The sequence below is a fragment of the Glycomyces artemisiae genome (genome assembly GCF_003002955.1).
GTDB classification, from domain to species: domain Bacteria; phylum Actinomycetota; class Actinomycetes; order Mycobacteriales; family Micromonosporaceae; genus Glycomyces; species Glycomyces artemisiae.
In genome coordinates, this window is sequence record NZ_PVTJ01000008.1 from 62,895 (window position 1) to 85,935 (window position 23,041).

Below are 23,041 nucleotides of genomic sequence, written 5' to 3' on the forward strand. Positions count from 1 at the left end.
GGAGACACGATGACCCAGGCCACCGCACCGCTGCACGACGTCCTGACCGACAAGGCGACCGGCGCGCTCGCGGGCGCCGCGGTGGGCGACGCGCTCGGCGGCGCCGCCGAAGGGAACACGCCCGAGGCGATCCAGCGGCGGTACGGCGGCTTCATCGAGGGGATCGTGCCGCCCTTCAACGCGGACTGGCGCAACGCCCGCCCGATCGCCCCGTACCACAAGGGCGACGGGCACATCACCGACGACACGCTCATGACCTGCGCGCTGGTCGACGTCTACGGGACGGTGCGCGACCACCTCACCGCCCACGACGTCGCGGCCCACCTGGTGCCGCTGCTCATGGGGGAGAAGCGGTGGATCCCCGAGTTCGAGTCCGAGGCGCTGCTGCTGCACCGGATCTTCCTCGCCGAGAAGTGGCTCGTCGCGCGCCTCCACTACGGGCACATCGACCCGCGCGAAGCCGGGGTCGGCAACATCGTCAACTGCGGCGCGACCATGTACGCCGCGCCGATCGGCATCGTCAACGCCGGGAGCCCCGACGGCGCCTACGCCGAGGCCATCGACGTCGCCGGGGCCCACCAGTCCTCCTACGGGCGCGAGGCCGCCGGGGTCTACGCCGCCGCCGTCGCCGAGGCCATGCGCCCCGGCGCGTCCGTGGATTCGGTCGTCGCCACCGCGCTGCGCCTCGCGAAGGACGGCACCCGGAGCGCCGTCGCCGCGGTCACCGAAGCCGCCCAGAGCATCACGGACTGGCGAGGCGGCCTCGCCGACCTGCGCCGCGCCGTCGAGCCGTTCGACACCGTCGGCCCCGACTACCGCGCCCCCGCGATGGACGCGCGCATCCCCAGCCGCACCAAGGCCATCGAGGAGCTCCCGATCGCCCTCGGCATGCTCGTCGCCGCCCGCGGCGACTACTGCGAGGCCGTCCTCGGGTCCGTCAACTACGGCCGCGACTCCGACTCGATCGCCGTCATGGCCGGGTCGATCGCCGGGGCCCTCGGCGGCCTCGCCGCCGTCCCCGCCGACTGGATCGCCGACGTCTCCGACGCCAGCCGCATCGACGTCACCGCCACCGGGCCCGCCATGGCCGCCGTCGCCCGCGACGTGTGGGCCCGCGACGCCGAGCGCGCCGCCGAGGTCGCCGCCGCCCGGACCGCCTACGCCGGGGCGCCCGCGCTCGGGGCCGCAGAATGATCCGGCTCTCCTGGACCCAACCCGAGGACCTCGTCCCGCACGCGCTCGAAGCGGCCCGCCTCGACGGCCGCGCCGCCGCCGCGATCCGCGACCGCTGGACCGCCGCGGGCGGCTCGACTGCCGCGCCCGTCTCCGGCGCGACCCCCGAGCCCGCCCCGGAAGCCCTGCGCGCCCTGGCCCGCGAGCTCCTCGACGAGCTCGACCGCCTCCCCGACCCGCCGGGCCTCGCCGACGTCGAACCCGACGACCTGGGCCCCGTCCTCGCGCGCGCCACGCCCCCGGAGCTCCCCGAGCCCGGCGACATCGAAGACCGTCTCCTCGGCGCCTGGCTCGGCCGCGCCGCCGGATGCCTCCTCGGCAAACCCGTCGAGAAGATCAGCCTGGCCGGCATCCGCGCCATCGCCAAGTCGACCGGCAACTGGCCCCTCAACGGCTACTTCACCGAGCAGGGCCTCGACCCGGACATCGCCGCGAAGTACCCGTGGAACCGGCGCTCGCGGCCCACCAGCCTCGCCGAGCACATCGACGGCATGCCCGAGGACGACGACCTCAACTTCCCGCTCATCGCCCTCACCCTCCTTGAGCGGCACGGCCCCGGCTTCACCACCGACCACGTCGCCCAGGCCTGGCTCGACCTCCTCCCCGGCGGCCGCGTCTTCACCGCCGAGCGCATCGCCTACCGCAACCTCCTCGACGGCGTCGAACCCGAGCGCGCCGCCGCGGTCCGCAACCCCTTCCGCGACTGGATCGGCGCGCAGATCCGCACCGACCTGTACGGCTGGACCCGCCCCGGCCTGCCCGTCGACGCCGCCCTGCTCGCCTGGACCGACGCCCGGCTCTCCCACGGCCGCAACGGGATCTACGGCGCCATGTTCGCCGCCGCGGCCAGCGCCGCCGCCGTCACCGGCGCCGGAGTGGACGCGGTCCTCGCGGCGGGGCTCTCGGTCGTGCCGCCCCGCAGCCGCTACTTCGCCGCCGTCGCGCGCGGCATCGCGCTCGCCGACGACGACCTGTCCGACGAGGACGCGATCGACGCGCTCCACGCCGAGTACGGCCACCTGCACTGGGTCCACGTGCTCCCCAACGCCGCGCTCCTGGCGTTCGCGCTGGCCCGCGGCGGCGGCGACTTCCACCGCACCATCACCCTCGCCGTCTCCGGCGGCTGGGACACCGACTCCGTCGGCGCCACCGCCGGGGCCCTCACCGGGGCCCTGACCGGCGCGAAAGCCCTTCCCGCCGAATGGATCGCGCCGCTCGACGACCGCTACGCGACCTCCGTGCCCGGCTTCGCCGGCGCCCGGTTCTCCGCCCTCGCCGCCCGCACCCTGGAGGCGTCCCGATGACCGTGCTCGTGCTCGGCTCCGCCAACCTCGACCTCGTCTACGAGGTCGACCGCATCCCCGCCCCCGGGGAGACCGTCCTGTCGCGCGGCTTCGCGTCCTTCGCGGGCGGCAAGGGCAACAACCAGGCCGTCGCCGCCGCCCGCGCCGGCGCCCCCACCCGGTTCGTGTGCGCCCTCGGCGCGGACGCCTCCGGCGACCGGCTCGCCGCCGAGGCCCGCGACGCCGGGATCGACCTCCTCGACCGGCGCGTCGACGCCCCGACCGGGACCGCGGCGATCTTCGTGGACCGGCGCGGGGAGAACTCCATCGTCGTCGACTCCGGGGCGAACGCGCTCCTCACCGACCTGACCGCGGCCGAACGGGAAGCGATCGGCGCCGCCGACGTGCTCGTCCTCCAGCTGGAGACGCCCGTGCCCACGGTGGCCGCGGCGGTCGCCGCCGCGAAGGCCGCCGGGACCCGCGTGGTCCTCAACGCCGCGCCCAGCGGGGCCGTGCCGCTCGATCTCCTCGACGACGTGGACGTCCTCGTCGTCAACGAGCACGAGGCCGCCGAACTCGCCGGGCCCGGCGACGCCGCGGCGGTCCTGACCGCCCGCGGCTGCGCCGTCATCGTTACCCTCGGCGCCGAAGGCGCCCTCGTCGGCGTCCCCGGCGAGGAGCCCGTCCGGGTGCCCAGCTACACCGTGGACGCCGTCGACACCACCGGCGCGGGCGACACGTTCGTCGGCGCGTTCGCCGCCGCGCTCGACGGCGATCCTTCCGGGACCGGCCTCGAAGCGCTCGTGGCCGCCACCGGCTTCGCGACCGCCGCCGCGGCGCTCGCCGTGCAGCGCAAGGGCGCCGTCCCGTCCATTCCGACCCTGGAGGAGGTGCGGGAGTTCCGTGACGCACGCTGATCCCGACGAGGCCGCCACCAACACGTTCGACCCGCTGGTGCCCCGGCCCATCGACCGGTCCACCGTCCTGCCCGCCGGAGGGAAGATCGACCCCGAGGCGGGGGACATCGCGAAGATCTTCGCCGCGCCCGACGACCCCGCCGACTGGCCCGCCTGGCGCGAGGACCTCGCCGCCTGGCGCGACGAGGCCCGCGCCCGCCTCGCCTACAGCGGCAAGGCCTACGAGGACCCGCGCACCGCGTGGGCGTCCCGCGCGTTCGCCGTCGCCCAGGTGTGGCTGTGGGACGAGCGGCTGTTCGACCACGCCGAGCAGCGGTTCACCGTCGACCGGTTCCTGGAGTCGATCGCGGGCCAAGGCGGCCTCGACGGGCTCGTCCTGTGGCACGCCTACCCCGTGATCGGCATCGACGACCGCAACCAGTTCGACTTCTACCGCGACGTGCCCGGCCTCGAAGCGCTCGTGCGCGAGTTCCACGACCGCGGCCTGCGCGTGTTCGTCGACTACAACCCGTGGGACACCGGCACCCGCCGCACCGGCCGCACCGACGCCGAAGAACTCGCCGACCTCTGCGCTGGGCTCGGCGCCGACGGCGTCTTCCTCGACACCCTCAAGGAGGGCGACGCGGACCTCACCCTCGCGCTCACCGCGACCGACCCGCCGCAGGTCCTCGAAGGCGAGTCCCGCGTCCCCAACGCGCGCATCGAGGACCACCTCCTGTCGTGGGCCCAGTGGTTCGCCGACTCCGAGGCGCCCGGCGTGCAGCGCGCGCACTGGTACGAGCGCCGCCACATGATGCACTCGATCCGCCGCTGGAACCGCGACCACTCCGGGGAGCTCCAGTCCGCGTGGATGAACGGCACCGGGATCCTCGTGTGGGACGCCGTCTTCGGCGTGTGGGTCGGCTGGAACCGCCGCGACGAGGCCACGCTGCGCCGGATGCTCCGCGTCCAGCGCGCCCTCGCCGACGTCCTCGCCGAAGGCGAATGGGCCCCGCTCGACGGCGCCACCCCCGAAGCGGTCACCGCCGGGGTGTACGCCTCCCGCTGGACCCGCGGCGACCTCACACTGTGGACGGTCGTGAACCGCCGCGACATCGACTGGATCGGCACCCCGCTCGCCGCGCCCGCCGCGGGCCGCCGCTTCGACCTGACCGCCGGGGCCGAGGTCACCGGCGCCGTCAAGGTCCCCGGCCGCGGCATCGCCGGCATCCTCGACCTCGCCCCCGGCGCCGAGGCCCCCGCATGGCTCGACGGGCTCCTGGCCGAAGCCGCCGCCGACCCCGGCTCCGGGGACGCCCGATTCCCCGCCCGCGAAGCGGTCCGCGTGCGCCCGAGCCGGTCCGCGCTCCACCTGCCGCCGAACACCGCCGTCCGGCCCGCCCCCGGGGCCCACCGCCTCACCGTCACGTTCCGGCGCCGAGAGACCGGCTTCTACCAGGGCGCGCCCTACGTCGAGGAGTGGAAGCCGCTGCCCCCGCGCCTCCACGACCCCCGCGAAGAGGTCGTCTCGTGCGAGACCGGCCCGGTCGCCGTGGCCGCCAACGAGGTCAGCGTCCGCCAGTACCGGCGGTTCCTCGAACGCTCCGGCTACGAGCCGCAGACGCCCCACCGGTTCCTGTGCGGCACCGAGGACGCCGACCCGGCCGCGCCCGTCACCGGCGTGTCCCTCGCCGACGCCCGCGCCTACGCCGCGTGGGCCGGGGCCCGCCTGCCCGACGAGTTCGAATGGCAGCTCGCCGCCGCCGAACCCGGCTTCACCCGCCGCGAACCGGCCGTGTGGAACTGGACCGAGAGCGAGCACACCGACGGGATCACCCGCTTCGCGATGCTCAAGGGCGGCAGCGCCCACCGCTCCGAAGGCTCCGACTGGTACACCGACGGCGGCCTCCAGGACCCGTCGTTCAGCCTCAAGTTCCTGCTCCCGGGCCTGGGCCTGGAGCGGTCCAGCAGCATCGGCTTCCGCATCGCCTGGGACCTGACCCGAGAGGAGACCGCATGACCGCGCCGCTGGAGGGCCTGCGCGTCCTCGACGTCTCGACCCTGTTCGCCGGGCCCATCGCCGCCACGTTCCTCGGCGACTTCGGCGCCGACGTCGTCAAGATCGAGCACCCGGCGAAACCGGACGCCTCCCGCGGCCACGGGCCCTCCAAGGACGGCGTCAACCTGTGGTGGAAGACCCTGGGCCGCAACAAGCGGACCGCCACCGTGAACCTCGGCACGCCCGAGGGCGCCGACCTGCTGCTGCGCCTCGCCGCCGACGCCGACGTGCTCATCGAGAACTTCCGGCCCGGCACCCTCGAACGCTGGGGCCTCGCCCCCGAGCGCCTCCACGAGGCCAACCCGCGGCTCGTCATCGCCCGCGTCACCGCGTTCGGCCAGACCGGCCCCTACGCGAAGCGCCCCGGCTTCGGCAGCCTCGCCGAGGCCATGAGCGGCTTCGCGGCCCTCACCGGCCAGCCCGACGGGCCCCCGACGCTCCCGCCGTTCGGCCTCGCCGACGGCATCGCCGCGCTCGCCACCGCCTACGCCGTCATGGTCGCCCTCCGCGCCGCAGGCCGCGACGGCCGCGGCCAGGTCATCGACCTCGCCATCATCGAGCCGATCCTCATGCTCCTCGGCGGCCAGATCACCGCCTACGACCAGCTCGGGACCCTCCAGTCCCGCAGCGGGAACCGCTCGGTCAACAACGCGCCCCGCAACGTCTACAAGACCGGCGACGGCGAATGGGTCGCCGTCTCCACCTCCTCCCAGTCCATCGCCGAACGCGTCATGCGCCTCGTCGGCCGCGGCGACCTCGTCGCCGAGCCCTGGTTCGCCTCCGGCCACACCCGCGCCGAGCACGCCGACGAACTCGACGACGCCGTCGGGGCATGGATCAGCGCGCGCCCCACCGCCGAGGTCGTCGCCGCGTTCGAGGAGGCCCAAGCGGCCGTCGCCCCGGTCTACGATGTACGCGGCGTCCTCGCCGATCCCCAGTACCGGGCGATCGGCACCGTCCAGACCGTCCAGGACGAGGACCTCGGCCCCGTCAAGATGCAGAACGTCCTGTTCCGCCTCTCCGAGACCCCCGGCGCGATCCGCTTCCCCGGCCGCCGCCACGGCCAGGACACCGACGAGGTCCTCGCCGAGGTCGGCGTGACCCGTGAGCAACTGGAACGACTGCGGGAGAAGGGGATCGTATGAACCCGGTCAGCGCGCTGTACGTCCCGGGCGACCGCCCGGACCGCTTCGGCAAGGCCGCCGCCTCCGGCGCCGACACCGTCATCCTCGACCTGGAGGACGCCGTCGCCGACACCGCGAAGGCCGCCGCCCTCGACCACGTCACCGCCTGGCTCGCCGACCGCGAACCCGGGACCGAAAGCGGCACAGTCGACGTGCAGGTCCGCGTCAATGTCGGCGCCGACCACGAGATCCGCGCCGTCCGCGCCACCGGCGCCCGCGTGGGCCTGCGCATCCCCAAAGTCGAAGCGCCCGAAGACCTCGGCGTCATCGCCCACCTCGCGCAGGGCCTGCCGCTGACCGCGCTCATCGAGTCCGCGCGCGGCCTCCAGAACGCCGCCGCCATCGCCGCCCACCCCGCCGTCGCCGCCCTCGCCCTCGGCGAGGCCGACCTGCGCTCCGACCTCGGCGCCACCGCCGAAGCCGTCCTCGACCACGCCCGCATCCAGGTCCTCGTCGCCGCCCGCGCCGCCGGACTGCCAGCCCCGATGCTCTCGGTCTACCCGCGCATCCAAGACCTCGACGGCCTGCGCGCCGACACCGAGCGCGGCAAGGCCCTCGGCCTGCGCGGCCGCACCGCCGTCCACCCCAAGCAGATCCCGGTCATCCGCGAGGTCTTCGCCCCCACACCCGAGGAGACCGCCTGGGCCGAAGCGGTGGTGGCCGCCCTGGAGCACGGGGGAGTGGCGACCCTCCCCGGAGGCGAGATGGTCGACCCCGCCATGCTCGGCCGCGCCAGGAGCATTCTCGGGAAATAGCGGGCATACTCGTGCGGTGACACTCATCCGACGCGAGACCGACCGCGACCACGCCGCCGTCCACGCCGTCCAGGATGCCGCCTTCAAGGGCGCCGCCCACGCCTCCGGCCACGAGGCCGACCTCGTCGACGCCCTCCGCGGCACCGAAGCGTGGGCCCCGCCCCACTCCCTCGTCGCCGAGATCGACGGCGCGGTCGTCGGCCACGTCGTCTCCAGCTACGGGACCGTCGCCGGAACCCGCGTCCTCGGCCTCGGCCCCATCGGCGTCCACCCCGACCGCCACGGCCAGGGCATCGGCTCCGCGCTCATGCACGCCGCGCTCGCCGCCGCCGACGCCCGCGACGAGCCCGCCGTCATCCTCCTCGGCGACCCCGGCTTGTACGGCCGCTTCGGCTTCGTCCCCGCCGCCGACCACGGCATCGAGCCCGAGCACCCCGAATGGGGCTACTACTTCCAGATCCGCACCCTCACCGCCTGGGACGACAGCCTGAAAGGCACGTTCGCGTACGCGCCGCCGTTCGCCGAATTCGGCTGAGACCGATGAATCCCGGAGCGCCGACGAGTCACCACCGGACGGAGAGAACGGAGCCCCGGAGATGACCGAACGATACGACCGGCTGCCGCGCACGAGGATCTGGAACATGATCTTCTTCGAACGCATGGCCCTGGCCGCGGACCTCGCCCGCATCGCCCCCGAGGCGTGGGAGACGCCCTCGCTGTGCGAGGGCCTCACGGTGCGCGAGGTGCTCGCCCACCTCACCGCCGGCGCGAGCCTCAACCTGCGGCAGTGGATGCGCGGCGTCATCGAATGCCGCTTCGACTTCGACGCGCAGGTCCACCTGCAACTGCGCCGGCACCTCGGGGCGACCTGGGAGGAGACCCTGGAGGGGTTCGACCGCGTCGACGGCAGCACGACCAAGGCGATCCCGTTGAAAGCGCTGCTCGGCGAGACCGTCGTCCACGGCGAGGACATCCGGCGCCCCCTCGGCATCCGGCACGACTACGCCGTCGCCACGGTCACCGCGCTGGCCGAGTACTACCGGCGCTCGAACTTCGTGGTCGTCGCGGGCAAGCGCGCCAAGGGCCTGCGCCTCGAAGCGGCCGACGGGCCGTTCGCGGCCGGAGCGGGCCCGCTCGTGCAGGGCCGCACCATCGCCCTCATCATGGCGATGACCGGCCGCAACGCCTACTGCGACGAACTCGAAGGCGACGGCGTCCCGATCCTCCGGGAGCGCTGCGAATCCATGTGAGGCGACGCGAAAGCCGCCGGGCCCCCAGGGCCCGGCGGCTTTCGCGTCGCTTGCGTCTTAGCGCAGGTCGAACCGGTCGAGGTTCATGACCTTCACCCACGCGGCCGCGAAGTCCTTCGCGAACTTCTCGGCGGCGTCGTCGCTGCCGTAGACCTCGGCGAGGGCCCGCAGCTCGGAGTTGGAGCCGAACAGCAGGTCCACGCGGGTACCGGTCCACTTGACCTCGCCGGTGGCGTCGTCGTGGGCCTCGTACGTGGCCGAGTCGTCGCCGACCTTCCACGTGACGCCCGGCGCCAGGAGGTTCCGGAAGAAGTCGTTGGTCAGCTGGCCCGGGCGGTCGGTGAACACGCCGTGCTTGGCGTCCTCGAAGTTCGCGCCGAGGACGCGCAGGCCGCCGACGAGGACGGTCATCTCCGGGGCGGTCAGCGTGAGCAGGTTCGCCTTGTCCACCAGGAGGAACTCCGCGGGGATGCGGTGGCCTTTCCCGAGGTAGTTGCGGAAGCCGTCGGCCGTGGGCTCCAGCGGCGCGAACGAGTCGGCGTCGGTCTGCTCCTCGGTCGCGTCGACGCGGCCGGGCGCGAACGGCGCCTCGACGTCGAACCCGGCGTCCTTCGCGGCCTTCTTGACCGCGGCGGTGCCGCCGAGGACGATCACGTCGGCCAGCGAGACGTGCTTGCCGCCCGCGTTGAACGCGTCCTTGACCGCTTCGAGCCTGTCGAGGACGACTCCGAGCTTGTCGGGCTCGTTCACGGTCCAGCCGCGCTGCGGCTGGAGGCGGATGCGGGCGCCGTTGGCGCCGCCGCGCTTGTCGCTGCCGCGGAAGGTGGACGCGGAGGCCCACGCGGTCGACACGAGCTGCTGCACCGTGAGCCCCGAATCGAGGATCCTGGCTTCGAGGTCGGCAACGTCGGCGTCAGTGAGCGGCTCGCCCTCGGCCTGCGGGAGCGGGTCCTGCCAGATGAGGTCCTCTTCGGGGACCTCGGGGCCCAGGTAGCGGACCTTCGGGCCCATGTCGCGGTGCGTCAGCTTGAACCAGGCGCGGGCGAACGCGTCGGCGAACTCCTGCGGGTTCTCGGCGAAGCGGCGCGAGATCGGCTCGTAGACCGGGTCGAAGCGCAGCGACAGGTCGGTGGTGAGCATGGTCGGCTGGTGGGTCTTCGACGGGTCGTGCGCGTCGGGGACGGTCCCGGCGCCCGCGCCGTCCTTCGGCCGCCACTGGTGCGCGCCCGCGGGGGACTGGAACAGCTCCCACTCGTAGCCGAACAGGATCTGGAAGAAGCTGTTGTCCCACTGGGTCGGCGTGTCGGTCCAGATGCCTTCGAGGCCCGAGGTGATGGCGTCGCCGCCCTTGCCGGTGCCGTAGGCGTTCTTCCAGCCCAGGCCCAGCTCCTCGATCGGGGCGCCCTCGGGCTCGGGGCCGACGTTCTCGGCCGGGCCGGCGCCGTGGGTCTTGCCGAAGGTGTGGCCGCCCGCGATGAGCGCCACGGTCTCCTCGTCGTTCATCGCCATGCGCGCGAAGGTCTCGCGGATGTCGCGGGCCGCGGCGATCGGGTCCGGGTTCCCGTTGGGGCCCTCCGGGTTCACGTAGATCAGGCCCATCTGCACGGCGGCGAGCGGGTTCTCCAGCTCGCGGTCGCCGGAGTAGCGGGCGTCGCCCAGCCAGGTGGTCTCGGGGCCCCAGTAGACGTCCTCGTCCGGCTCCCACACGTCGGCGCGGCCGCCCGCGAACCCGAACGTCCGGAAGCCCATGGACTCCAGCGCCACGTTCCCGGCGAGGATCATCAGGTCGGCCCAGGACAGGCTCTGGCCGTACTTCTGCTTGACCGGCCACAGCAGGCGGCGGGCCTTGTCGAGGTTGCCGTTGTCGGGCCAGGAGTTCAGGGGAGCGAAGCGCTGCTGGCCCGCGCCGGCGCCGCCGCGGCCGTCGTGGATGCGGTAGGTGCCCGCGGAGTGCCAGGCCATGCGGATGATGAGCGGGCCGTAGTGGCCGAAGTCGGCGGGCCACCAGTCCTGGGAGGTCGTCAGGACCTGCTCGATGTCGCGCTTGACCGCGGGGAGGTCCAGGGTCAGGAACGCCTTCCCGTAGTCGAAGTCCTCGCCGAGCGGGTTCGTCTCGGCCGGGTTCTTCGCCAGGAGCCGCAGGTTGAGCCGGTCGGGCCACCAGCCGCGGTTGCCGCCGCCCTGCGCCGGGACGGGCGCGCGGCCGTGCGCGACCGGGCACTTCGACTCGGCTCCGGCCTCCGGGTCGTGAATGATGGCTTCGTGGTCGTCAGACATGGCTTTCCCTCCTGTATCGCCGGGGAGCCCCGTACCCCTGCCAGGGCGGCCCCCACAGGCCCTAAACCTACTCCTAGTTTAGACAGAGTCTAAATGGGGGTCGGTGTGCCTCGTCCCACCCGTCCCGACCCGTGCACCGGGCCCATTCTAGGGACGAGCGGGACGATCAGGAGCGAATCGCCTGCCCTGTCACTCGGACCAGTCGTACCCGGGGTTGCGGCACAGGCAGAACGGGTGGCCGACCGGGTCGGTGTACACCTGCCAGCCGTAGCCCTCGTCGTTGATGAAGTCCTTCAGGTGCACCGCCCCGAGCGCCTCGATGCGCGCCCGCTCGGGCGCGAACTCGTCCACCTCGAAGTCCAGGTGGAACTGCTTCGGGTGCTCGTCCCCGGGCCAGCTCGGCGCCGTGTAGTCGTCCACCTTGTAGAACGCCAGCTCGATCTCGCCGAACACGAGACTCGCCCAGCGCTCATGGCTCGAAGCCGCCACCTCCCTGCCCGTCACCCCCGCATAGAACGCCGCGAGCGCCATCGGGTCCGGACAGTCGATGATGAAGTCGGTGAGTTTCAGCATCAGGCGATAGTGCCACGCCTTCCGGGCGCACGGAAGGCGCTGTGCGCCTCTGGCTCCCTGATCCGCTCGGTCCCGTCCGGATCACCCGGCTCAACAGCGGACTCCACTACCGTGTCATGCGTGTCGGATCCCATTCTCCCCGTGTCGAGTTAGACTGGCCCGAATGACTTCGGCTATGGGGTAGAAGAATGCTTCACGTGTTTGACATGGACGGGACACTGCTGCGATCCACTACTGCCAATGCCGAAATCGGCAGGCGCCTCGACATCCATCACGAAGTCCGCATGCTCGACCACGAGTTCGCCACCAGTGACATGTCCACACAGGAATACGCCTTGCGACTCAGAGGCTTGTGGAAGGTCCTTGAGTACAGCACCATTCGCGAAGCGTTCGAAGCCGCCCCGAAGCTCAAGCGCATCAAAGAGACCGTCCAGGACATCCACCGGCGCAACCACAAGGCCATGCTCATCACCATGGCGCCGCGGTTCTTCGCAGAACTATTCGAGGAATACGGGTTCGATGCGATCTGCGCCTCCGACTTCCCGCGGGACCACCGGGAACTCCTCGACATCGAATCCATCCTCTCGCCGGAGGACAAACCCCGACTCGCCCGTGAATTCTGCATGGACCACGCCATCGAATTCGAACAGGTCGTGGCCTATGGGGACTCCCGGTCCGACATCGCCATGTTCAGAGAGGCGCGGACCTCCGTCTCCGTCAACGGCGACCTCCACATCCAGGAGTTCGCCTCCCACCGCTACGAGGGCGGCGACCTCTGGGAGGCGTACCAGATGGTCGTCTCCGCGGCCGCCGTCCAGGATTCGCGGGTCTAGACCATGCCGCCGGCCTCGATCATGTGATGCGCGAACGAGGCCGCCTTGCGAGCGGCCTCCTTCTGCCGGCTCTCCTTGCGGTACCCCTTCCTCCCGTCCGCCCAGTCGCAGACCGCCTTGATGAGGATCCAGTCGGTCTTGCCCCGGTACGCGGCGGCGCACAGCCCGGCCCCCTCCATCTCGCCGCCGATCGCCTGGCCGTCGGTCAGCGCTGCGAGCTCGTCCCGGAAGTCGACGTCGTCCACGAGCTTGTCCCCGGACATGACCAGCCCGAAGTCGACCGACCCCTGGTCCCAGTCCACGGCCGCGGACCGGCACCTGCCGAGCAGCCGCGGCGAGGCGCTGATCCGGTCGCCCCGCAGCACCGTCCGGCGGTCCTGCGAACCCGAGCGCCGCTGGAGCTCGTACGACAGGACCTGCTTCGACACGAGCACGTCGCCGATGCGCTGGCGGGCCGGATCGAGCCCGAACGCGATGCCGACCATGACCAGGGACTTGGGGCGCAGCGCCTGGATGCCCTCCGCGATCGTGAGGGCCGACCCGGAGGCGCCGCCGCTGCCCATCTCGGTCTCGACCAGGTAGACGTGGGCGCCGGAGAGGATGTTGAGGTCGAGATAGGTGTTGTCGCCGATGAAGCGGCGCCGCAGCCGGTCGCCCGAGCGGATGCCGAAGGCGTCCAGGACGGCCCGCGTCTCGGTCCGGGTCGCGGTGACCAGGAGGATGTCGGCCCGCTCGTCCATCAGCTCGCGTCGGTGCTGCGCCATGATCGCTCCGTAGTAGGGGTTGTGCTCGATCGTCTGCGCCATCGCCTCGGCCGCGATCTCCGCGGAGGCGATCCGGAGGTCGGGGCGCTCGGGCCGGGGGTCCGGTTCGACGTCGATCCTCCGGACCACCGACTGGACGTACGACCGCAGGCTGAACTGCGAGCCGCCGAAGCCCTGCGCGGTCGTGGCGAGGGTCCGCAGGATGAGGCGGATGAGGCCGCAGAGCCGCAGGTGCGATTCGCTGCCGCGCATCGCCAGGAAGGCGTCCCAGTCGTCCTCGGCGGCCTCCCAAGGAGCGCTGACGAGGGCGCCGAGCCCGAACTTGACGAGGAGCAGTTCGAGGAGCTGGACGTCGTATAAGGGGAAGTCCTCGGAGAGCATCATGTCGAAGACCTCCAGGCCGCGGAGCCCGGTGGGGACGACCCCGTTGTAGAAGTCGAGGTAGTGCGTCGAGTACGCCGTGGAGATCTGCCTCCGGACCACCGCCGCCGCGGTGGGCGGCGCCGAGATGCGCCGGAGGTGCCGGTTGAAGTAGGCGATGGTGATCGCCTCCTCCTCGCGGGTGAGCAGCGACTGGAGCGACGACTCCTTCGCGATCCGCTCCGCCTCGTCGGCGGCCTGCCCCCTGTTCATCGACCAGAGCAGCATCTGCTCGGAGATCTTCTCCGTCGTGCCGTCCTCCTTGATGACGGCGGGCCGGATCGCGTCCAGCGCCTGGAGGTTCCCCCGGAAGTACATGGGGTAGCGGTCCTCGTCGTGGGCGTAGAGGAGCCTGCGGGACTCGTAGAACTCCTCGACGCTCGCCTTGTAGCTCACCGGGTGCAGGGCCCCGGCCTGGGCGGCGGACGCGAGGATCCGCCTGGAGGACTCGGCGAGGCCGGTGTTCTCCCAGACCAGCGAGATGCCGCAGTAGAGCGGGGACGCGGTGCCGAGCAGCAGGCATTTCAGAGCGTGCTCCATGACCGGGTGGCTGAGCCGGAACCGCACGGCCTCGCCGAGTTCGCGGTCCAGGAAGTTCAGGTACACCGGTCGCTCCACCATCCGGCCGATCATGGAACGCTCCTCCGCTCTGCTCGGGGGTAATTCGGCGAGGCAGGTCTGCGGATGCGATGCCGACCGCATCATCCGCCGCAGCTCGTCCTCGGACCGGCGGCCGCCCTCCAGGGCGCCCGCCTCGAATGCGGCTTCGTCCACGTCGATCTCCTTGATGTCCCGCAGTTCGGTGCCCAGGCTGAAGTACCTGACGGGCTTCTCCAGCCGGAGGGCGTACTCGATCTCGAAGAGGACGCCGTCCGAGATATCGCCGAACACCCAGGTCTCGTCGGCGATCCGCACGATGTTGTTGTTGCCGCGCCTGACGAGGTCGCGTTCGACGCGGTCGTTCAGGAAGTACTCGAACATGCGGAACGGGTTGAGCGGAACGGCGCCGCTGCGCAGGACGAATTCGCAGATGACGTCGCGGCAGTAGAAGCTCAGCTTCGAGTGCGCCGTGTAGACGACGGGAAGCTGCGAGACTAGGTCCATGTTCGTTGTCCTCGGATCGATCGGCGTTGGGACGGCAGGGCCTCCGCTATCTGGGAGCCGACGAACGCGCCGCTCACCAGGGCCGCGGTGATCCCTCTGAAGATCCCGGAATGGTCGCCTGCGACCCAGACCGGGAACGACGGGACGTTGAGCCGCTCGTTCACTAACGGGTAGAACCCGACGCCTTCCACCGTGGGTCCGGTGAGCGTCGCGCCCTCCAGCGAGTGCGGCCGGACCGCGTCGCTCAGGCGGCCGAGGCCCTCGGTGAGGAGGCCGTTCAGGTCGCCGCCGTAGAACTCGGCGAGCGGTCCCCGGTTCGCGGTGAACTCCTCGACGGGGCTCGAACGGACCGCGTCCGGGTTCCGGGCCCTGCCGCGGACGAGCTCCAGCGCCGCTTCCGCCTTGGCGCGGTCGTGGATCCTGAGGTTGAACCCCACGCTGGAGCTTCCTGTCGGCGGGCAGTCGGCGCGGCCGGACACGGAGGTGATGCGGTCGAACCTCGTGGTCACCACCGCGCCGTCGCGGCAGCAGCAGAAGGTGCGCCAGCTGTATCCGGGGGCGCCGTGGATGATGTGCTTGGGGTCGAGTCCGTTCTCGTGGCGGAGGAAGAACCGGTCGGCGGGCTGCTCGATGCGGAATCCCAGCTCGACGCGCCTGAACACCGGCCGGTGCCCGGGGGCGTCGAACGCGCAGGACAGCGACCCGAACCGGCCCGTCGCGAGGACCGCGAACTTCGCGCGCAGCACCGTTTCGGCCCCGCTGCGGTCCCTCGCCGCGACCTCGACGGCATCGTCGGGCAGCACCGAGATCCGATTCGCCTTCGTGCCGAACCGGAATTCCGCTCCGCTGCGCGATTGCAGCGATTCGACCAGTGATGCCCGGTGTTCCGGTGAGACATAGAATGACGGATACGCCTTCTTGAATTCACTCCGCGCGACGGTTCGGTGGCGATTCCTGTCCGTCATCGTCGGGAATCCGGGCGTCCCGATGCCGAGCGACGCCAGCGTCTCGGCGAATGCGAGATAAGCGGTGCGGAGCGCGGATTCGGGGCCGAGGTTCCACAGCGCCGTGGCAGAGGGAAAGAACGAGAATTTCCCGTCCGAATAGAGCCCGGCGCCGCCCGCTCCCGAGGTCAGGTCGTCCGGCTCCGCCGGATCACGTTCATGCAGCGGCCTTCCCTGATCGAGGACCACTGTGCGGGATCCGGTGGGCCCCAGAGCAGCGGCGGCGGCGAGTCCGGCCGGCCCGGCGCCGATCACCACCACGTCGCACGTGATCGGCATCGACTCCGGCGACCGGCGTTGGCGGGGAGGAATGAACGGAGCATCGGGGCGCTTCATGACTGGTGTTCCTTGTGTTCGTGCTTGCGTATTCGCATAGAACACGCCGAAGGGACAAATCGATATTCCCACGTTTCGGCGGAACGTGTGGACCCGAGCTTCCAGTCCCGCGGAAAGGAACTCGTTCCGGAATCATAAACGCACGCGGATCGGACTCTTTCTCACATGCGTGAGCAGAGTGGGGCGGCAGATGCGGACGATTCGATTCGTCCGCCTGTTCAATGCATTGTCAGATCTCGGTCAGTTCTCGGTGAGGTGCTTGGGTTTGCGGGCTGCGGGGGAGCAGATGAGGGCCACTGCGACGAGGACGAGGACGACGAGGAAGGCGTTGCGCAGGCCCACTTCGTCGCCGAGGAGGCCGATGAGGGGCGGGCCGACGAGGAAGGCCATGTAGCCGATGGTGGCGACGGCGGCGACGTTGGCGGTGGCGCGGCGGGGGTCGTCGGCGGCTGCCGACATGCCCACGGGGAAGCCGAGGGAGGCGCCGACGCCCCACAGGACCGCTCCGGCGATGGCGATCGGGGCGGTGGGGCCGATGATGACGAGGAGGAGCCCGGCGAACGCGAGGAGGGCGGACCCGGCCAGGACCGGGACGCGGCCGAAGCGGTCGAGGGCGGCGCCGCCGAAGAGGCGCCCGGCCGTCATGGCGGTGACGAAGACGGCGAAGACCGCGGCGCCGCCGGGGTTGGTCAGGCCGTAGCCGTCGACCATCGCGAGTCCGAGCCAGTCGTTCGCGGTGCCCTCGGTGAAGGCCATGCCGAGGATGATGAGGCCGATGAGGATGATCCGCGGGTCGGTCCACGCGGACAGGCGGGTCCGCCAGCCCGCGGGCTCCCCTTCGGTCTCGTGCGGCTCCTCGGCGGGCTGGAGGTAGCGCACCACCCACAGGTCGACGGCGATGACGAGCGCGCCGACGACGCCGAGGTGGGCGGCGACGGGGACGCCGAGCTGCTCGGTGAGCGCGCCGCACCCGGCGCCGAGCATGGTGCCGACGCTGAACCCGGCGTGGAACATCGGCATCAGGGTCTTGCCGATGCGCCGCTCGTTGGCGGCCCCGGCGACGTTCATCGCCACGTCGAGGACCGAGTTGCCCGCGCCCGCGACCATCAGGGCCGCGAACAGGAGCCAGAAGCCGGGGACGAATCCGGCGATGAGTCCGGCGGCGATGAGGCCGACCGCGGCGGCCGCGAGGAACCAGCGGATCGCCCGGTTGACGCCGACGTGGGTGATGACGTGGCTGGAGGCGACGAGCCCGAGGATCGCGCCGCCCGCCATGCCGAGGATGAGGAAGCCCATCTCCTGCGTGGAGGCGCCGAGGATGTCGCGGATGTTCGGCACCCGGGCCGCCCAGTTCGCGAACACGAAGCCCGAGAGGGCGAAGATCGTGAACACGGCGTTGCGCCAGTGGGCCAGCACCGGGTCGGTGCGCCCGAAGCGCTCGCGCAGGGGGGTCTCGGTCACGGCGGTCCAATCGGATCGTGGGCACAGGGGTGCCCGCGGCGGACCGGGCACCGGACCAGCTTGCATCCGATCGGCCGGTTCGACAAACCATTTCGACAGGTGAACGCCGGTGGATCGCTAAAGTACGGCGAATGCCGAGGTCACGCTAGGATGGCCCGCATGGACGAGGGGCTCTCGATCGGCGAGGTCGCGAAGGCGACCGGTCTGAGCGTGCACGCGCTCCGGTACTTCGAGCGCGAGGGCCTGTTCCTGCGCGACATCCCGCGCTCCGGCGGCGGCCGCCGGGTCTTCGACGCCGCCGACGTCGAGTGGCTGGTGCTCTTGAACCGGCTGCGGGACTCGGGGATGCCGATCGCGGGCATCCGCGAGTTCGCGGCGCTCGTCGGCGCCGGGCCCGGCAACGAGGCGGAGCGGCTGAAGCTCCTCAAGCAGCACGAGGCCGACGTGCGGGCGAAGATCGCCGAGCTGGAGGCCTGCCTCGACGTGGTGCACCGCAAGGTCGTCGTCTACGAGCGGCACGTCGAGGAGGGCACCGCGCGGGGCCTGTGGGACCCCGGTCAGGGAGCGGCCCGGTAGGGGAGCGCCCCGTCGAGGCGCCAGTGCGTCCGGTCGGTCGACACGCCCGCCGAGTGCAGGCGCACGCCGTCCTCCTTCCACCACAGCCACCCGGCGATCCCCACGACGGGCAGCCCTGCCAGGAACGCGAGGAGCACGATCTTCCCCAGCGGCTCGGCCAGCGGCAGGTACACCAGCGACCCGAACACCGCCGCCGCGGCCGACAGCGCGAGCCCCGCCAGCGCCACCGTCAAGTGCCGCTTGCGGATCCGCTTCGTCTCCGCAACACTGCGGACGCGCAGCAGCAGTTCCGCCCCGCAGGTCCCGCAGCGGACCTCGCCGACCTCCTCGCCCGCGGCGGGCCGCCGGTAGGGGACCGGGGTGGTCGCGAAGCGCTTCGTCTCGCGCGAGTAGACGATCACGGTGAAGAAGCTGGTGTCGACCAGGTGCCCGACGACGATCCCCGACTGTTCGCGCAGCTCGCGCACGGCACGCTCCTCCCGTTCGCCGCCACTGTAGTCGGGGCGCGGCGGGACCGGTCCCGTGCGCCCCGAAATCGCCTCCATTGAGGTCTATCGGGAAGACCCTCCACACTGCCATACTCACTGATGTCGATACTCATTGGTATCGATACCAACGGGACGGAGGGCAGTCTTGAGAAGGCTTCCGATCGCTTGCACCGCAGCGGTATTCGTCAGTTTGCTGGTCATCCAGCCCGCCCAGGCGGCCCCGCCGGCCGCCGCACCCCCAGAGGAGACTCCCGACCTGCAGCAGCAGGGCGTCGCCGAGCCCGAGCCGTGGGACCAGGACGCGTTCGACGCGTTCACCGACCCCGGCGACGCCGAGTTCGCGGGACCGGACGAGGGGTTCGCCGCCGCGCTCGCGCCCGGCAACAGCCCCGTCCGCCAGGCGATCACGGCCGAGTCGCTCGGCGCCGAGCCGTTCGCGATGGAGGACGCGGCGACCGCGGCGGCCGACGACTGCGCCTCCTCGTACAACTACAACTTCCACGACTACGAGTGCCAGGCGTTCGCCGGGGACTTCGTGTTCCTCTACGACATCAAGGACAGCCCCGGCGACACGCGCGGCGTCCCGGCCGACGCGGGCGCCAACGGCCGCCCCTACGCCGTCGTCGACATGATCAACGCGATCGACGAGGCCCAGTCCGCCTACCGCAGCATGGGCTACGACGTCGACCCCGGCTCCGGCCCCTGGGCGGTCGTGGTGGGGCTCAACGACACCCAGGAGGGCTGGTTCGACGGCGGGGCGTTCACGCTCCCGTTCGGGGCGAACAGCCAGCCGATGATCATCCTGCCCTCCGACCCGGGCCTGCACGACGACGACAACTACGACTACCTGCCCCGGCACGAGTTCTTCCACGTCGTGCAGTACCAGTACTGGGACGACACCGGCGACATCGGCTGGGCCTACGTGCGGGACTGGATGGGCGGCAGCGACTTCAAGACCATGAACTGGTGGATGGAGTCCACGGCCGAGTGGGCCGCGCTCATGTCCTACCGGCTCCAGCCGTACGACCCGCGCAACCCCACCGCCGCGATGATGTACGCCCGCGCGCTCCCGGAGTTCCTCGGCGACCCCGGCCGCGCCCTCAACGCCGCCGAGGCCCTGGGGAGTTCGAGGCAGTACAGCACGTTCATCCTGGCGTTCTACCTGAACGAGCAGACCGGCAGCACCGCGGCGGTCCGCAAGACCTGGGAGCACATCCGCGACCACGACTCGACGCCGATCACCGCGATCAAGGCCGTGCTCACCGGGTACGGCCTCGACATCCCCTCGACCCTCCTGGGCTTCTCGGTGGCGAACTACCGGCTCGCCGAGGAGCAGGGCGGCGCCCCGCCGAACCCGATGGCCGGGTACGGCTACGACGACGAGGAGCGCGACCTGTGGCGCTCCTACCTGGCCGGGGACTCCCGCACCGACGACCACCTGCTGGGCGAGTACCGCCCGAACCGGACCACCCGCGCCGTCCCGATGGGCACGCAGGAGACGTACACGGCCGAGATGGAGCCAGGCGGGTCCGCCTACTTCGACTTCGCGGCGGTCCAGAACTCCGGCGACCCGACGAACGGCTACCGGTCCCGCCTCACGATCTCGACTGAGGACCGGGACGACCTCGAATACGTGGCGATGGTCTGGTCCGCGCAGGGCAGCCCGGGGAGCCTCTCTGAATATCCGACGGCCGCAAGGGCGGTCTACCCCGACGCGAGCAACGTCATCACGATCACCGACTTCGCCTACCCGATGGTCGTCACGCTCGTCGCGACCCGCACCGACCTGAACACGAACTCGGTGGAGGCGGACGGCGACGGCCGCGAGTACCGCTTCCGCGCCAGGGCCCTCGTGCCGCTCGACCACCCCTCCTGCACGCTCTCGAACCTGGACGTCTCGAACCTCCAGGACGACGGCGTCGCGCCCGAGCAGCAGTTCCTCGACTACGCCGCGACCACCCCGAACGGCTGGACCGGCGGCGACTCGACCTACTCGGTGCGCCTGCCCGACGGGGACGTGCTGTGGCTGTTCTCCGACACGTTCCTGGGGCCGCTCAACAGCGACGGCACCAGACCGGTCACCGCGCCGCTGATCAACTCCACGTTCGTGCGGCAGGACGGGAGCGGTCTGACCACCATCCAGGGCGGCACGGCCGCGAACCCGGAGGCGATCATGCCGCCGCCGGAGGCGAACCACTGGTACTGGCTCGGCGACGGGATGATCTCCCGCCAGAACGGGACCGACTACCTGCAGGTGATCTTCCAGGAGTACCTGCGGTTCGGCACCGGGGACTGGGACTGGCGGTTCGACCAGAACGTCGTCGCCACGTTCTCGCTCTCGAACCTGAAGGACCCCTTGCGGGTCGAGGCCCTGCCCTCGCAGGCGGGCGCGTGGGGCTCGGCGCTGCTCCCGGCCAGCCAGTCCGGGGACGGCTACACGTACATCTACGGGATCGCCGACGCGCCGACGAACAAGAAGCAGCGCATCGCCCGCGTCCACGGCTCCGACCTGGGTGCGACCGCGAAGTGGCAGTACTGGACCGCCGACGGGTGGACCGCGTACGAGTCGGACACCGGCATCGGCCTCAACGGCATCGCCAACGAGTACTCGGTGACCAAGTGGAACAACCAGTTCGTGCTGGTCACCCAGGACTCGACGCTCGCGTTCAACAACCAGGTGTTCGCGTACACGTCCTGCTCCCCGGCGGGGCCGTTCACGAACCAGAGCCTCGTCTACTCGATGCCGGAGACGGGCCTGTTCGGCTCCTACGGCGACGAGCGGGTCTTCGCGTACAACGCGCACCTGCATCCGACGATCAGCTCCGGGAACCGGTTCGTCATGTCCTACAACGTGAACACCTTCGACAGCCGCATGACCGAGGAGGGCTCCCACTACCAGGACCCGAGCATCTACAAACCGAGATTCATCAGCTTCACCCTGAGTTAGCGACCGGGGCCCGCCTCCGGGCGGGCCCCTTTCACGCCCCACGCCTGGAACAGCACCGCCGTCGTCGGCACCGGCGCCATCCGCACGGCCTCGCGCCGCCGCGCCAGCCACAGCGCCGCATCGCCCAGGTGCGGCATGATCCCGCGCAGCGTCAACGCCACGCCGTGCCTCCTGCATTCGCGCACCAGCTCCCGCCGGTCCACCAGCAGCGCCGGGTCGTGGACGCCGCGCGTCGCGATCCGCGGAATGCGTTCGGCCACACCGATCGCCAGGAACCGGCACAGCGCGGTCGCCGCGAGCGTGTCGACCACCAGCAGCCCGCCCGGTCGCAGCAGCCGGCACGCCTCCGCGACGACCGCCGCCAGGTCCGGGACGTGCTCCAGGATCTCCCCGGCCACCACCACGTCGGCGCACTCGTCGGGCAGCGGCACCGCCGCCACGTCGGCGCGCACCGCCATGACTCCGTGCTTCCGCGCCAGCGCCAGCGATTCGCGCGAGACGTCAACGCCCACATGCACATAGCCCTCCACGTGCGGCGCGAGCAGCCCCGCCCCGCACCCGAGATCCACCAGGACCGCGCCCGGCCGCTCCGGGGCCGGGACGAGCGCGCCGCGCGCCGCCGCGAGCCAGTGCAGCACCGCGAAGACGCCCCGCGGGCGCCACCACTCCCCGGCGAGCCGGTCGTACAGCGCGGGGTCGTTCGCAATGCGGGTCTGGCGTGGCATACCGCCAGGGTGGCACACTGATCCGATGACAACGGCCGCGGCGATGCTCCGAGCGCTCGTCCTTGCGTCCCATCCGCTTCCGGCCCTCGCCGTCACCCTCGTCACCGCCGGACTCGCCGCCTCCGCGGGCTGGTCGGTCCCCGGGATCATCGCCATCGCGGTCGCGATCCTCCTCGGCCAGCTGTCGGTCGGCTGGCTCAACGACCTCGTCGACGCGCCCCGCGACGCCCAGGCCGAACGCGCCGGGAAGCCCCTCGCCTCGGGTGAACTCCACCCCGCCATCGCCTCCGCCGCCATCGCCGTCTCGGCGCCCGCCGCGGTCCTGCTCACCCTCGTCTCCGGCGTCCCCGCCGCACTCGCACACCTCGCGGCCCTCGCCTCCGCGTGGGCCTACGACCTCGGCGTCAAGTCCACGCCGTTCTCCGTGGTCCCCTTCGCGTTCTCCTTCGGGATGCTCCCGGCGATCGTGTCCCTCGGCGAGCCCGGCTCCCCCTGGCCGCCGCTGTGGCTCATGGCCGCCGCCGCGGCCCTCGGCTGCGCCGCGCACTTCGTGAACGTCCTGCCCGACCTCGCCGACGACGCCGCCACCGGTGTGCGCGGCCTCCCGCACCGCCTGGGCCCCTTGGCGACACGGCTCCTCGCCGCAGCGCTCGTCCTCGCCGCCTCCGTCCTGCTCGCGTTCGGCCCGCCCGGCCCGCCCTCGGCCCTGGTCCTGGCCGCCGTCCCCTTCGCCGCGCTCGTTCTCGCCGCCGGACTCGCCCTCGGCCGCAAGGCCGGTTCGCGCGCCGCGTTCCGCGCCGTGCTCCTCGTGGCCCTTGTCGACGTCGTCCTCCTCCTCCATACTGGGGTCCCTTCGGCCTGAGGAGTGAGCGC

The 23,041-nt window shown here is 71.7% G+C and carries 19 protein-coding genes; 12 read left to right on the forward strand and 7 right to left on the reverse strand.

Annotated elements, in window-relative coordinates:
* Positions 1-9 precede the first annotated feature (9 nt).
* The 8 genes from B0I28_RS19605 to B0I28_RS19640 all read left to right on the forward strand — a co-directional run bounded on the left by B0I28_RS19605 (position 10) and on the right by B0I28_RS19640 (position 8,660).
* Entirely contained in the window at positions 10-1,194 is a 1,185-nt protein-coding gene (locus B0I28_RS19605) for an ADP-ribosylglycohydrolase family protein (protein ID WP_106365545.1), read from the forward strand.
* On the forward strand, positions 1,191-2,537 hold the full coding sequence (locus B0I28_RS19610) for an ADP-ribosylglycohydrolase family protein (protein WP_106365546.1): 1,347 nt from the start codon (positions 1,191-1,193) through the stop codon (positions 2,535-2,537). Before B0I28_RS19605 ends, B0I28_RS19610 begins: the two co-directional genes overlap by 4 nt.
* Complete coding sequence (locus tag B0I28_RS19615) at positions 2,534-3,433, forward strand: ribokinase (RefSeq protein ID WP_106365547.1); 900 nt, start codon at positions 2,534-2,536, stop codon at positions 3,431-3,433. The genes B0I28_RS19610 and B0I28_RS19615 overlap by 4 nt, the downstream gene beginning before the upstream one ends.
* A complete protein-coding gene (locus B0I28_RS19620) occupies positions 3,420-5,432 on the forward strand; it encodes an SUMF1/EgtB/PvdO family nonheme iron enzyme (RefSeq protein ID WP_106365548.1) in 2,013 nt (670 codons plus the stop codon). Before B0I28_RS19615 ends, B0I28_RS19620 begins: the two co-directional genes overlap by 14 nt.
* Positions 5,429-6,616, forward strand: a complete 1,188-nt coding sequence (locus tag B0I28_RS19625) for a CaiB/BaiF CoA transferase family protein (protein ID WP_106365549.1) — start codon at positions 5,429-5,431, stop codon at positions 6,614-6,616. The genes B0I28_RS19620 and B0I28_RS19625 overlap by 4 nt, the downstream gene beginning before the upstream one ends.
* A complete protein-coding gene (locus tag B0I28_RS19630; RefSeq protein ID WP_106365550.1) occupies positions 6,613-7,410 on the forward strand; it encodes an HpcH/HpaI aldolase/citrate lyase family protein in 798 nt (265 codons plus the stop codon). Before B0I28_RS19625 ends, B0I28_RS19630 begins: the two co-directional genes overlap by 4 nt.
* A 16-nt stretch (positions 7,411-7,426) precedes the next feature.
* Positions 7,427-7,945: a GNAT family N-acetyltransferase gene (locus tag B0I28_RS19635; RefSeq protein ID WP_106365551.1), complete on the forward strand. Its 519-nt coding sequence runs from the start codon at positions 7,427-7,429 to the stop codon at positions 7,943-7,945.
* 61 nt (positions 7,946-8,006) lie between these two features.
* Positions 8,007-8,660 carry a maleylpyruvate isomerase family mycothiol-dependent enzyme gene (locus tag B0I28_RS19640; protein ID WP_106365552.1) on the forward strand — a complete coding sequence of 218 codons (654 nt, stop codon included), beginning with the start codon at positions 8,007-8,009 and terminating at the stop codon, positions 8,658-8,660.
* Between the two features lie 57 nt (positions 8,661-8,717).
* On the opposite strand, the gene katG is transcribed toward B0I28_RS19640, so the two are convergent.
* Positions 8,718-10,937: a catalase/peroxidase HPI gene (gene katG, locus B0I28_RS19645; RefSeq protein WP_106365553.1), complete on the reverse strand. Its 2,220-nt coding sequence runs from the start codon at positions 10,935-10,937 to the stop codon at positions 8,718-8,720.
* 189 nt (positions 10,938-11,126) lie between these two features.
* The gene (locus B0I28_RS19650; protein WP_106365554.1) at positions 11,127-11,510 is read right to left on the reverse strand and encodes a VOC family protein; all 384 of its coding nucleotides are present in this window, start codon (positions 11,508-11,510) and stop codon (positions 11,127-11,129) included.
* 206 nt (positions 11,511-11,716) lie between these two features.
* Here B0I28_RS19650 and B0I28_RS19655 point away from each other — a divergent pair, with 206 nt between their 5' ends.
* Complete coding sequence (locus tag B0I28_RS19655; RefSeq protein WP_219926870.1) at positions 11,717-12,343, forward strand: HAD family hydrolase; 627 nt, start codon at positions 11,717-11,719, stop codon at positions 12,341-12,343.
* On the opposite strand, the gene B0I28_RS19660 is transcribed toward B0I28_RS19655, so the two are convergent.
* The 3 genes from B0I28_RS19660 to B0I28_RS19670 all read right to left on the reverse strand — a co-directional run bounded on the left by B0I28_RS19660 (position 12,340) and on the right by B0I28_RS19670 (position 17,432).
* Positions 12,340-14,631, reverse strand: coding sequence for a 5'-methylthioadenosine/S-adenosylhomocysteine nucleosidase family protein (locus tag B0I28_RS19660; protein WP_106365556.1), 2,292 nt, complete (start codon positions 14,629-14,631; stop codon positions 12,340-12,342). The two genes, B0I28_RS19655 and B0I28_RS19660, sit on opposite strands and share 4 nt — an antisense overlap.
* Positions 14,622-15,971, reverse strand: coding sequence for an FAD-dependent monooxygenase (locus B0I28_RS26940; RefSeq protein WP_146148171.1), 1,350 nt, complete (start codon positions 15,969-15,971; stop codon positions 14,622-14,624). Before B0I28_RS26940 ends, B0I28_RS19660 begins: the two co-directional genes overlap by 10 nt.
* A 240-nt stretch (positions 15,972-16,211) precedes the next feature.
* A complete protein-coding gene (locus tag B0I28_RS19670) occupies positions 16,212-17,432 on the reverse strand; it encodes an MFS transporter (RefSeq protein WP_219926871.1) in 1,221 nt (406 codons plus the stop codon).
* Positions 17,433-17,591: 159 nt separating this feature from the next.
* On the opposite strand from B0I28_RS19670, the gene B0I28_RS19675 reads away from it, so the two are divergent.
* Positions 17,592-18,008, forward strand: a complete 417-nt coding sequence (locus B0I28_RS19675; protein ID WP_106365559.1) for a MerR family transcriptional regulator — start codon at positions 17,592-17,594, stop codon at positions 18,006-18,008.
* Here B0I28_RS19675 and B0I28_RS19680 read toward each other — a convergent pair.
* A complete protein-coding gene (locus tag B0I28_RS19680; protein ID WP_106365560.1) occupies positions 17,990-18,475 on the reverse strand; it encodes a hypothetical protein in 486 nt (161 codons plus the stop codon). The two genes, B0I28_RS19675 and B0I28_RS19680, sit on opposite strands and share 19 nt — an antisense overlap.
* Positions 18,476-18,686: 211 nt before the next feature.
* On the opposite strand from B0I28_RS19680, the gene B0I28_RS19685 reads away from it, so the two are divergent.
* Positions 18,687-21,443, forward strand: a complete 2,757-nt coding sequence (locus B0I28_RS19685) for a glycoside hydrolase family 183 protein (protein ID WP_106365561.1) — start codon at positions 18,687-18,689, stop codon at positions 21,441-21,443.
* Here B0I28_RS19685 and B0I28_RS19690 read toward each other — a convergent pair.
* Entirely contained in the window at positions 21,440-22,168 is a 729-nt protein-coding gene (locus B0I28_RS19690; RefSeq protein ID WP_106365562.1) for a methyltransferase domain-containing protein, read from the reverse strand. The two genes, B0I28_RS19685 and B0I28_RS19690, sit on opposite strands and share 4 nt — an antisense overlap.
* A 25-nt stretch (positions 22,169-22,193) precedes the next feature.
* On the opposite strand from B0I28_RS19690, the gene B0I28_RS19695 reads away from it, so the two are divergent.
* Entirely contained in the window at positions 22,194-23,030 is an 837-nt protein-coding gene (locus B0I28_RS19695) for a UbiA family prenyltransferase (protein ID WP_106365563.1), read from the forward strand.
* Positions 23,031-23,041 lie beyond the last annotated feature (11 nt).